The 12,080-nt window shown below is 43.2% G+C and carries 9 protein-coding genes and 1 pseudogene; 1 reads left to right on the top strand and 9 read right to left on the bottom strand.

What is annotated here, in order from left to right:
* Positions 1-55: 55 nt before the first annotated feature.
* From ACFWUL_RS04015 to ACFWUL_RS03975, 9 genes are all read right to left on the bottom strand, one after another.
* On the bottom strand, positions 56-496 hold the full coding sequence (locus tag ACFWUL_RS04015; RefSeq protein ID WP_297021506.1) for a hypothetical protein: 441 nt from the start codon (positions 494-496) through the stop codon (positions 56-58).
* Between the two features lie 136 nt (positions 497-632).
* Positions 633-2,939 (bottom strand): hemagglutinin repeat-containing protein, encoded by a 2,307-nt coding sequence (locus tag ACFWUL_RS04010; RefSeq protein WP_416177878.1) that lies wholly within the window; start codon positions 2,937-2,939, stop codon positions 633-635.
* Positions 2,940-3,150: 211 nt separating this feature from the next.
* Positions 3,151-3,630, bottom strand: coding sequence for a hypothetical protein (locus ACFWUL_RS04005; RefSeq protein ID WP_416177877.1), 480 nt, complete (start codon positions 3,628-3,630; stop codon positions 3,151-3,153).
* A 14-nt stretch (positions 3,631-3,644) separates the two neighbouring features.
* A complete protein-coding gene (locus tag ACFWUL_RS04000; protein WP_416177876.1) occupies positions 3,645-4,121 on the bottom strand; it encodes a hypothetical protein in 477 nt (158 codons plus the stop codon).
* Positions 4,118-6,076, bottom strand: coding sequence for a hemagglutinin repeat-containing protein (locus ACFWUL_RS03995; protein WP_416177875.1), 1,959 nt, complete (start codon positions 6,074-6,076; stop codon positions 4,118-4,120). The genes ACFWUL_RS04000 and ACFWUL_RS03995 overlap by 4 nt, the downstream gene beginning before the upstream one ends.
* A gap of 502 nt (positions 6,077-6,578) precedes the next feature.
* Entirely contained in the window at positions 6,579-8,327 is a 1,749-nt protein-coding gene (locus tag ACFWUL_RS03990) for a hemagglutinin repeat-containing protein (RefSeq protein ID WP_416177874.1), read from the bottom strand.
* Positions 8,328-8,372: 45 nt separating this feature from the next.
* The gene (locus ACFWUL_RS03985) at positions 8,373-8,825 is read right to left on the bottom strand and encodes a hypothetical protein (RefSeq protein ID WP_416177873.1); all 453 of its coding nucleotides are present in this window, start codon (positions 8,823-8,825) and stop codon (positions 8,373-8,375) included.
* A 401-nt stretch (positions 8,826-9,226) separates the two neighbouring features.
* Positions 9,227-9,721, bottom strand: a complete 495-nt coding sequence (locus ACFWUL_RS03980) for a hypothetical protein (protein WP_416177872.1) — start codon at positions 9,719-9,721, stop codon at positions 9,227-9,229.
* Positions 9,722-9,870: 149 nt separating this feature from the next.
* Positions 9,871-11,250 carry a hypothetical protein gene (locus ACFWUL_RS03975; RefSeq protein ID WP_416177871.1) on the bottom strand — a complete coding sequence of 460 codons (1,380 nt, stop codon included), beginning with the start codon at positions 11,248-11,250 and terminating at the stop codon, positions 9,871-9,873.
* A 53-nt stretch (positions 11,251-11,303) separates the two neighbouring features.
* Here ACFWUL_RS03975 and ACFWUL_RS03970 point away from each other — a divergent pair.
* Positions 11,304-12,020, top strand: a pseudogene (locus ACFWUL_RS03970) (IS256 family transposase); the annotation flags it as partial.
* Between the last annotated feature and the right edge of the window lie 60 nt (positions 12,021-12,080).

The following is a 12,080-nucleotide window of genomic DNA, read 5'->3' as shown; positions in this document are numbered from 1 at the left end:
GTACATATTGGGGAAAAATATTTCCTGATGGATATGCCTGGTACCGGCTGCTTTCTCAGAACCCCAAATTCCATATCCAATCATATTTGATAATTCCTATATTCCAGACATTAGTTTCTTTGATATGGTAAACAAACAAATCCCAATCGCCTTTTTTAAACTCCATCCTGCATTCATTTTGATTGCTATTACGTTTCAGTTCCGTCCATCCATTTATTTTTGCATATTTTCTTATTCGAATAGTTCCCTCACTTGCTGATGTTTTCTTGTAAATCAATTTTCCTCTTAAAAACTTACTTACAAAGCGTTCATTTATAACATATGATCTCTCTTCATCGTCTCCAAGCGAGGGAAGTGATTCAAATATAGTTACCATTTCAGTAACATTACCTTGGACAACCGTTCCCCTTAAATATGTCTTCCCCATATAGATAATTACAACAAGTACAATGAATGTAATGCAAAATACTATGGAAATCAGACTCTCTTTTTTCATGGTGTTTGCCTCGACTAAATATCCCTAGTATTACAAATAAACGTGACCTGATTGAATGTTCCACTAGCCGATAATCCTGTTCCCGTCCCAATACCTAATTCCCTGTCACCAAATAAGGTACCCACAGAAACAGTCGCTAAAATCGGTCCAAGGCTATATCCAGATGCAAAACTTTGACCAGGCTCATTTCTTCTACCAGCTGTTTCCGCTCTTCTGCCCTTGTCTTGTCAAAGATGACTTTCAGTTTGTTCAGGCTGTACCTGATATTTCTATCCAGTCCAGTAACATCCTGTTTCTGGTTCTTTGTATCGGTAATAACGATTTTTCCCGGTGCCATGGCTGCTTTGGTAGTAGAATCAGCTTTTCCTTTAGTCGCTGCTGACGGTACACCTAAAAGGCCTCTTTCATTGAGAGGAATGCGGTTCCCGTCGCCAGCTCTGGTGACTTTATCGCTTTCGTTATGGGTATTCGTACCCGGTTCTTTGTCGTACCGGCTGTTTTCTCTGGAGGACGGGGTGTCGTTATTTACGTTGCCACCCAGTTTGGCCGTATAGGAAATGCCACTGCCGCCGGATGTGTAATCAGCCTTGTTCTCTATATCTTCCCAGCTTAAAGTCCCGGTGCGGAGTGTATTCTTATCCACGCTGCCTTTGCTGTCTATGACAGCGCCTTTGAGATGGGTATTGTCTTTGACGGAAATATCATAACCTTCCTGGCCTGCATAGATTCCAGCCTGTTCTTTGACAGATGCATAGTCAGAATCCGTATAGCCTCTGGCCGTTTCTGCAGAGAGGTAGGGTTTGCCGAGCTTTTTATGGCCTGCGCTGTCTTTGAATACATCGCTTGCCAGAGCCCCGCCTTTCACATCGCTTCTGCTCTTATAACTTTCGGTGTCCTGCAAACTTTCTATGCGGAGACTGCCACCGGTTGCAAGCACTACTTTACCACCTTCCATGCGGCTTCCTGTCATGATTGTGTCATTGCCACCGGATACATGGAGGGTATTTTCTGCAGAAACTTCGCTTGCGGTATGAGTCAGAGATGCTGCGTTTTCCATGCCTTTGGCAGATTGTCCATAAACCTTGACTCCTGAAAGGCCGCCGATGCCCCAGGAGGTGGAAATACCGCCGTTCTTTGTCTTTTCATGAATATCCATTTCACTTCTGTTTTCAGCAGCAGTCATTAGGATATCTTTCCCCGCTTCCAGGTCCACATCTTTGCCCTGGATCGTGGAGCCGTGGATGGACAGATTTTCTCCGCTCCGGATATCTGCCTTTTCTTTGGCAATAAGGGTAGATGACTGTGCCTGTGTCTCATAGGAAGAGGCTTTGGATGTAGAGGATACAGAGCTGAACCCTACATCCACTGCCAGACCTGCTTTGATTTTGCCTGCACTGTCAAAGTTGCGAATAGCGGTACGCCCATTCATACCGGCATCAGCCATATAGAGGTTCTTCAGTCTTCCATCCTGAACCTCACCAGATTTCTGCAGAGGCTGAATCACGCTGTTCACACCGCTGACAAAGCTGCCTCCCAGGGATACACTGAGCCCGCTTCTCTTGTACTCATGTTCTTCTTTATTGGTGTATTCATTATCCTTACTGGTGATAGTCACGTTCTTTCCGCTAACCGCCAGGTCCTTACCGGCTGAAACGTGGGAGGCTTCTATATCTGCATCTTTCCCTGCGCCGATACGAACGCTTCCTTCCACGCTGCCTATGGTGCTTCCTACCTGTTCTACGGCTTCACTGTCGTAGCGGTCCTTTCTCTTTTCGCTGCCCATAGTAACGCCCAGGCCGCCTCCGGAGAGGAGACCCCTCTTTTTGACCTGCTTTTCGTAGTCATGGGACTCGTATTCAGGGGCTGAGAAAATATGGATATTCCCGCCGGCCGCTGCCGTCACATCGTGGGGAGCAATGATCTGGGATGCAGATATTCCGGTGTCCTTTCCGGAGAGAATGGATATACTGTCGCCGGAGATGATGACAGGCGATGCTTTCTTTTCTTCGTCATGGCTTTTGACAGCAGTAATCTTACCGGAGAGGAAGCCTTTTTCTTTGTATTTCAGGCCGTAGTCGTCCCTCGCTTCATTATACCCGTTTGAAAGGGTCACGTCATCCCCCGCTGCCAGTATAATTTTTCCGCGTTCCGATGCCATGGTGCTGCTTCTTGCAGAAAGATTTCCTCCGGAAGATAAGGTCATATCTTTTCCTGCCATTAAGGTATTGCCCATTTCCGTTTTCCGATAGGTCCTTATATAGTTATCCCTGTTTTCCGTCATATCTTTCCTGGCGCTCAGGGTGTCGATGTCCAGGGTGATGTCCTTTCCTGCATGGAGGATGAGGGATCCCCGGTCTCCCAAGGCTTCCAGGGTGCTCCCGGTGAGGTGGATGTTTTCTCCTGCATCCAGAATGAGGACGCCATGGTCTCCATTCACTGCCATGCCGGCAGTCCTCCCCAGTATGTCCTGGTTCTTTTAACATGATCCTATTTTTTATTACTTAATCTAAACCTTTAGTTTATCTCCTATTATACATGATTAGCACGCAAAGAAATACTTCTACCAAAATATCCACAATGTCATTCATATCTTTACCTTTATTTTTTATCCTCTTCCTTCTAAAGATTCATTTTCGTATGCTTAGGGAAGCCATTCATATCAAGTGTTTCCTGCATTGAATAAAAATAACTTCTAATAAAGATATATCAATTACTGCCTCTAATAAACTCAAAGATTCCAAATATAATAATACATAAGTGATTGTTCCTACACAAGTTATTCCGATGATCAAGATTCCAATGTAATGCCTTATTCGACCAGAAGCTATCCCGTTATTCCGCCGAACACGATCTTCATATGAATACCAGTACAGCCATAAAAGTTTACATATTTCTGATTTTCTCTCATTTTCCCTAATATCCAAATCCAAACTTTTAAGTATAACATGCAACAGTATCAATCCTATGCACAATAAAAGAGCACTCAATAAAAGTATCAAAGCACCAAGTCCATAATCAGCAGTCTCTACATTACCTTTACGAAATTCTCCAAAACAGCGAAAAATCGAAAGCAATCCGGTGAACACAAAAATGAGTGAAATACTTGATGAAATCTCAATCCATTTATTAGGCAAATCATTCACTTCCTCTACGATTTCGGATAAATTGTTATGGAGTATTCCAACGGTTCCTGCTTAGTATTGCCTTTATAGCCATCCATTTCCTGAATCATGAAATCTAGCAATAATTCATATTTACCTTTTTTGAAATTATATTGTTCCCCCATCTTCCAATTATTTGAATGGTCAAACATATCAGATTTACCAGTAAACTCCCATCCACTGCCTTCAAGGCTGCTTCTATAATAAGCTAAAATGTCTTTTGGCCTCCCGGGAGACTGGACTTTATAAGTAAGGATATAGTGCTTATCAGACCGATAATCAAACTTCAGCACATCTTCCAATCTATTTTCTTCTCCATAAACAGAAACACCCTTAATGCTTTCCCTTATATCTCTTTCCGGCTTTCTTGATTCCAACTGATTTACCAATATGCATATTGCTAGAATCATAATAAAACCCAATATGTCCAATATTAAGAGTCGTGCTTTCATTCTAGTTGTCATTCATCTTTGTCCTCATCATTCACAGGATCAGAATGGTCTACGCTAACTCCAACTTGTGGTAACCCCACTCCATATTTATAAACCCAAATTTTGCCAAACGTATCCCCCAGGGGAGTGGAAACTCCTCCTCCTAATCCTAAATAGATGCTTCCCCCTACGCTGTTCCCGCTCAGAATATTTTCTCTATTCCCAGAATCCCAAAGATTATAATTATCATCATTGGATATAATTCGTAACCCTGCTAATTCTAGACTAATTGGCAATTCCGCTTTAGATAGCGAAGTACCACGGGAGAAATACGAACGACCCGTTTTGAAATCATAAGTGTATCCCAATTCAAAGGCCCCTATTCCGCCTTGTACAAGATATGCATCAAATTTTTGTGCTTCATCTGCGCTCACACGTAATGGCCTTAATTCCATTATCCCTATTTTTTTTATTTCATTCTGTTTATCTACTACCATTTTTTTATAGTCGAACATCAGTCGATCTACACTATCCGGTGCATATTTATTTTTGAGTAACAAAGTAATCCCTATCAATGCATAGTTATTTCCTGTTTCCAAACTTTCATTTGAAGTTGCCCCTTCAACGTCCCATTTATTTCCGCTTATTATTAAATCATCTTGAAGCCGTTTGGCCTGCTCTTCCTTAATTGGTGTACCGTCAGGATTTTTTAAATCTCTAAGCAATAACTCACCAAACTCTGACAACTCAAATCCTAAATAATTCCATTTTGTTCCCGTTTGTGCCGTATAGGCTCCTATACTTCCATCACCTGTACTCCATCCAACAGCAGCACCCAGTGCCATGCTGACAGCCTGCACTGCATCAGGATGCGTTCCCATCCACTCTTTACCTTTTGCCTTTTCCAGATATCCTATGGCAAATTCATTCACGCTGCCAGATAGGGCTCCGGATAAGGAACTTCCACCGCTCATGCTTCCTATCAGGGCGCCCAGTGCTCCATGAAGAAGCATCTTTTCACTGGAGCCCTCCTTCCATCCGTAGTGGTCGGACACTGCATGAATTGCCTCATTCCCCAGCTGACTTACCTGCTGGATGAGTTCCTGTTTTTCTTCCACCTTGGATTTATCAAAGATTTCTTTCAGCCGGTTCAGGCTGTTTTCTGTATCCCGATGCAAGGTAGAAATATCCTGCCCCTGGTTCTTCTTGTCCATAATAACGATAGTCCCTTTCGCAATGGCCGCTTTGGTACTGCTATCCGCCTTATCCTTCACGGTGGGGCTCATCTGAGGCGTAAGGCCGCGGGCGTTGAGGGGCGTGGTGCTGTCTTTGGGATTATAGGAGATGCCCATGCCTCCTGCTTTGTAGTCCGCTTTGTTCTCCACATCTTCCCAGCTTAAAGTACCGGTGCGGAGGGTATTCTTTTCCGCATCGCCTTTGCTGTCTATGACGGCGCCTTTGAGGTGGGTATTATCCTTGACGGTAATGTCAAAGCCTTTGTCTCCGGCGTAAATGCCTGTCTGGTTTATCACACTTTCGTAATGGGAGTCTGTGCGAGATTTACCGGCCGAAGCAAAGCCGGATACTTTGCCGGAGAAAATGTCATAGCCCAGGGAGATACCGGTATTCTTTCCATTTTCCCGGTAGGTCTTCCTGTCCTGCTCACTTTCCATGCTGAGGCTTCCGCCTACATCTGCCTGTACTTTTTCTCCTTCTATCCGGCTTCCTTTAAGAATCGTATCCCTGCCGCTTTCCAGGGAAAGGGTATGGTCAGCTTTGATATTACTTTCTGTGTGGGAGATTCCTTCACTCTTTCCTTCTTCCCTGCCCCTGCCATAGGACGCACGGATACCGGTGAGGCTGCTGCTTCCTATGTTTCCTCCCAGGCTGGTGGAGGAAGAGTTTTCCTTTTCTCTGGTGGTACTTCTGTTTTCTGCTGAAAGGATATAAATGTCCTTTCCTGCTTTCAAGTAGACGTCTTCTTGCACTCATTTCGCTTCCTTTGACGGTCATGTCTTCTCCGGATTTTACAGTGAGGGCCTCTTGGGAATCAAGAATGATTCCTTCACGGAAGCTAAAAGTCACATATCTTAAATTAATAATATCGCATATAGTTTTAACTTATATATAATCCTATGAAAATTATTATTAGTATAATAATTGAAATAAATCCAATCTTCGTTTTTTCTACATATTGCCAATTTTTAGGTCCATATACATACCTGATATATAAACCTTTTGATACCAAAATATAAAATCCTATAATTGGCAACAAGTGTGCCATAATATCGTAATCATACGATATAAAATCAGTCAATACACTCCAAATTAACCCCATCACCATCAGTAATAGAATAAAATAGAGAAAAATAGGATTCGAATGCTCTAGAAAAAGTTTGTCATCCGCCGTCGGCTCTTTATTGAAAATGTATTTTTGCAATAATTCAATAATAAGAACGAATATTGTTATATCTAATATCCACTCAAGTATCATTCCGCGGATTCCTCCTCTTGTGTTTCTTCTTCTGCTTTTAATTCAATTTTTTTCTTATCCACAATAACATTTATTGCTACACCAGTTCCTACGCCTAACAAAACTTGTCTCTCTGTTGAAACGCCCATTCCATATATAGCCATAATGCCGCTATTCAATAATGCACCGGAAATTGGCAACGTATCCCAAGCATCTGCCTGCAGCGCATTATGAAAACTCTTAAATTCCTGATGATTCTCATAGACATTGTATCCATAGTTAATAGCTGCTGTCGTATAGCCACCCAGCTTAACTGCATTTTCCATGCCTTTGGCGGATTGTCCATAAACCTTGACTCCTGAAAGGCCGCCGATGCCCCAGAAGGTGGAAATACCGCCGTTCTTTGTCTTTTCATGAATATCCATTTCACTTCTGTTTTCAGCAGCAGTCATTAGGATATCTTTCCCCGCTTCCAGGTCCACATCTTTGCCCTGGATCGTGGAGCCGTGGATGGACAGATTTTCTCCGCTCCGGATATCTGCCTTTTCTTTGGCAATAAGGGTAGATGACTGTGCCTGTGTCTCATAGGAAGAGGCTTTGGATGTAGAGGATACAGAGCTGAACCCTACATCCACTGCCAGACCTGCTTTGACTTTGCCTGCACTGTCAAAGTTGCGAATAGCGGTACGCCCATTCATACCGGCATCAGCCATATAGAGGTTCTTCAGTCTTCCGTCCTGCACGTCACCGGATTTCTGCAGAGGCTGAATCACGCTGTTCACACCGCTGACAAAGCTGCCTCCCAGGGATACACTGAGCCCGCTTCTCTTGTACTCATGTTCTTCTTTATTGGTGTATTCATTATCCTTACTGGTGATAGTCACGTTCTTTCCGCTAACCGCCAGGTCCTTACCTGCTGAAACGCGGGAGGCTTCTATATCTGCATCTTTCCCTGCGCCGATACGAACGCTTCCTTCCACGCTGCCTATGGTGCTTCCTACCTGTTCTACAGCTTCACTGTCATAGCGGTCTTTTCTCTTTTCGCTGCCCATAGTAAAGCCCAGGCCGCCTCCGGAGAGGAGGCCCCTCTTTTTGACGGATTCACGGTAGGTGCTGCCGCTTCTTTCTTCAGCGCTGTCGGCCTTGAAGTTTCTTCCGGCCAGGATGGTGGTATTCTTACTGCTGATGACGGCGCTTCCTGTGATGGTCATGTCTCTTCCGCTTTCCATATGGGTTTCATTCCCGGAGATAAGGCTTCCTCTCACAGTGTCTGTCTTCCCTGCTTCATAGAGGTCTTTGGTCTTGGAAGAGAGAAGTCCGGATACGTGGGAGTGGTATTCGTGGATGATTTCGTGATGTTCCTTTTCATCCATCATAGAGATATCTTCACCGGCAGTCAAGGCGATTTTTCCCTTTTCGGAAGTAATGCCGCTACCTTTCAGGGAAATGTCCTCCCCTGCTTTAAGGCGCACTTCTCCTGCAGAGGAAATCAGGGTGCCTTTCACTGCTTCATCTTCTGTTTTGAGACGCTGGTAGTAGGAGCCCTTTCTTTTTCCTACGGAAGCATCTTCTGCATAAAGGTCCTTTTCTGCGGTGAGGCGGATGTCTTTCCCTGCTGTCATGTCTGCTTTGTCATCCGCTTTAATGAATGCGCCGGAAAGGGTGATGGTATTTCCTGCGATGAGGGAGAGATTTTTAGCAGAAACTTCCGCTTCGGTATACTTTCTTTCATGGATTTCAGTAGCTAAATCTATGATTATAAACACACAAAAATAATACAATATCCCATCTATCATTACATTGTTAGCGATTTACACAAAGCCCTCTTTCCAATGCAGTTCATTTATTTTGTATTTATCAATGTAGAATTCACCACCAATAGCCGGCTGGCTATGGAAAATAAATATATCCCAGGTTTTATAAAACGCCAACATTGCATTAGCTCGTTCTAAGCTCGAAAATATGCCTAAACTTCCGCCTACATCATGTGTATTATCAATGGAATAGCCATATCCCAACACAAAAACCTCCTCACAAGAGAAATCGGCTTGATTTAAGCAAGGGCTTCCCTGGTCAAGAATAAACGTCTTTATCCTGAAATCATTGACTGAGAAGTTTTGAAATCCCGGCAAATTCAAATAGAGATTAATGGCGGAGAATGCCACGCTTTTATCTGCGAATACCCCCAGTAAAAATTCTTCTCTGTATGTTAAATCATTATGCTTCTTAGAATAGCCGAAAATCAATTCGTAAGCTTTATTCATCTTTTTCTCCTGCTCTTTTTATACTTTTATCTCGATCTATATGCTTTTTCAATTTATTATACTCAGACCCCGGCCCAGTTGGATAGTTTCCAGCACCATATCTATCATCTAAGACACGCTTAGCAAACTCTTTTCCACTCTCGCCTGGTAATGGACTATACCCTTCATGAGCAACCCAAGAAGGAATATCCGAAGCTTTTTCCTTCTCTGTTTGCCTTGCCTGAAGAACAATAAATTCTGGAAACCACTCTTCATTATTTATAATAAATTCACAAGTTTTATCGCTTAATTCTATGATTCATCTGCTATCTCCCAAGATTACGATTTGTGAATCTGAAGGATCTGGAATTTCCCCAGTCTTAACAGGCGCTAATAGAGGAAAAGCTATAAGGAAATTTAATTTATCTCTTATGTTCTATTGATATTAAATAATAAGGATGCGTCGAATGACTTGAATAAGAGTTTACAGCTTTTATTGATGGTCGGAAAGCAAGGCTCAAATTGTACTCTCCTTTACTGTATTGAAAAGACTCTCCGATTATGGAGCCATTCATATAATTATCCTTAACTCCTAAATACGTCCATCCTGCTTCAATAAATTGGTTATGATAATAATTTCTGGTATCCTCTGCATTTAAATACAAATTATAGGAATGCATCCCGTAAACAAAATTGGCCGATTTAGCCGAATATTGTAATGTCCTTTCTAAAGGAATGCCAGTTTGGTATAAAGTGATTTTCGGTACATGACTCTGCAAATTGCTGATTTCCTGCCTCACTTCATTCCCCCAAAAAAACATATAAATATCCCAGCTATGTAATCCTATTGCAAAAGCACCTAAGGGAACTGCAAGTAAGATTGCTACTTGTTTGGCCTTATTTTTAATCTGCTCCATATTTATTTTCCTCAGATTCTACCTTTCTTTGTTCATATTGATTTCTTAGTAAGTCATCAGAATATGAGATATCGCCTCCTATCTGAGGAGTCCCAATTCCAACAATAACAAGTCTAATTTTATCCGTATATTGAGGATCATCAGGTATACTAAACCCTCCACCTATACCATAATATCCCTTGTATTGATTTCCCGGATCCACTCAAAATTGAATGCCTTATGGCAGGATCATTAAGATTGACTGATGAATCATCACAAACTATCCTAACTGCCACAAAATTTATACCTGTTTCTGTAGATTCAAGATTGGACCCGTCTGTAGAAAGGCTAGCTCCATATGTAGTAAATAGGTCATTATCTTTTAAATCATAAATAATGCCAATTTCTCCGAATGCCTGTACAGGCGTCCCGTGAAAGCCTATAGCCAAAGAGCCTACAGCAATAATTGCATCTGCTTCTTGATACTTATTAACAAATTCAAGTAATTGACCTTTATAATTTTCTAATACTCCCAAATGCTGATAATCTGCATTTCTCCCATTAGCCAGCATAAGTTCAACAATTTCTTCAGGTGTCATTAAGGTATCATTATTTTTCACACCGCTAGCCGCTACACTTCCACCAATCTGGGAATGCCCTGATACCAACTGTCCTGCTACCGCACCCATGCAAGCCCCAATCCACTGCATCAATGCAGGGTCACCATGAGCTGCTTTTTGGATTTCGCCAATCATCATCTCATTGATTCCTGCTGGAAGAGCTCCGGCTATGAAATCTTTATTGCTGAGCTGACCCATAATTCCGCCAATAACCGCATGCCAGGCAGCTCTCTGGTTTGGCGTCAGCTTTGCATCATGAGGATAATTGAAAGCCAGCTTTCCAAAAAGGCCTGCCAGTTCCTGCCGCTCTTCTACTTTGGTCTTATTGAAAATTTCTCCCAGTCTATTCAGGCTGTCTCTTGTATTTCTATTCAAAGCAGCCATATCCTGCCTCTGATTGTCTTTATCCTGAATCATAATGGTTCCTGGTGCTATGCCTGCCCTGGTGGTGGAGTCTGCTTTACCACTGCTTCCGGTGGGGACGGCGGGAGTAAACCCCTTCTCATTGTATAGGGCATTGGGTGTCTTATTGACAGCAATCCCTTTTCCGCTTAAGCGATAGTCCGCTTTGTTCTCCACATCTTCCCAGCTTAAAGTACCGGTGCGGAGGGTATTCTTTTCCGCATCGCCTTTGCTGTCTATGACGGCGCCTTTGAGGTGGATATTGTTCTTGACAGAGATATCAAAGCCTTCATCTCCGGCGTAGATTCCACTCTGGCTGGAAGCGCTTTCATAATGGCTCTGTATATTTTCTTTGGAAAGGCCTCCGGATACGCCGCTCTTTCCGTGGCTAAAGTCGTAGGAAAGAGTAATACCGGCAGAGTGGGATTCTTCGTGATAACTCTTTTCATCCTGCACGGTCTCAAGAGAGAGGCTGCCGCCTACTCCCCCGGTAGTGTAAAATATTTTGTGTAAATGAATCTTGCTCAAAATATTTTCATACCTCATACTTAAGGGGAGAAAGAAGAAAAGGAGTTACTACCATGGCAAAGCGTACCCCTACCCCTGGCGAAAAAATTGCGCAGGAAATCTACGAAACCTACAAACCGACCACTGTCGAAGAGATGCAGTCCGCCTTAAAGAGTGTCTTTGGACCATTGTTTGAAGCAGCTCTTAAGGGTGAATTGGATAACCATTTAGGCTATCCCAAGAACGGCAGCACCCCTGAGGATTCCAAGAATACGAGAAATGGGTATTCCAGGAAGAACCTGAAGACCTCCATGGGAACGGTACCCATCCAAGTCCCTCGTGATCGGGAAGGTACTTTTGAACCCCAGTTAATCCAAAAATACCAGCGTGATGTTTCCTCTATCGAAGGGAAAGTCCTTGCCATGTATGGCCGTGGAATGAGCCAGAGAGACATCTCTTCGACCATTGAAGAAATCTACGGTTTCTCCATCTCCCATGAACAGATTGCCCATATTACGGACCGGATCCTGGACGAAGTATATGCGTGGCAGAATCGCCCACTGTTTCTTTTTTATACCTTTCTCTTCATCGACTGTCTGTATGTTCCCATGAAGACTGACAGAGCCCTGAAACAAAAGGCTGTCTACGTCATCCTTGGGTATGACATCAATGGTGAGAAGGATATCCTTGGTATCTGGATCAACGAAACGGAAGGTAAGCATACCTGGATGCAGATTTTCGATGAAATCAAGAACCGGGGAGTACAGGACATTGGTTTCATCTCCATCGAGTAGGAGGCGGGCTTCGGCCCGCCGACCTCTCACACCACCGTACGTACCGTTCGGTATACG

The organism is Dialister sp. (genome assembly GCF_047832375.1).
Classification (GTDB): domain Bacteria; phylum Bacillota; class Negativicutes; order Veillonellales; family Dialisteraceae; genus Dialister.
The sequence above is the reverse complement of the archived record's forward strand: the minus strand, read 5'-3'. Positions and strand labels throughout refer to the sequence as shown.

What these genes read in the sequence shown, in the direction of transcription:
- ACFWUL_RS04015 (WP_297021506.1), bottom strand. Translation starts at nt 496, where the DNA reads ATGAAAAAAGAGAGTCTGATTTCCATAGTATTTTGCATTACATTCATT.
- ACFWUL_RS03985 (WP_416177873.1), bottom strand. Translation starts at nt 8,825, where the DNA reads ATGAATAAAGCTTACGAATTGATTTTCGGCTATTCTAAGAAGCATAAT.
- ACFWUL_RS04010 (WP_416177878.1), bottom strand. Translation starts at nt 2,939, where the DNA reads ATGGCAGTGAATGGAGACCATGGCGTCCTCATTCTGGATGCAGGAGAA.
- ACFWUL_RS04000 (WP_416177876.1), bottom strand. Translation starts at nt 4,121, where the DNA reads ATGACAACTAGAATGAAAGCACGACTCTTAATATTGGACATATTGGGT.
- ACFWUL_RS03980 (WP_416177872.1), bottom strand. Translation starts at nt 9,721, where the DNA reads ATGGAGCAGATTAAAAATAAGGCCAAACAAGTAGCAATCTTACTTGCA.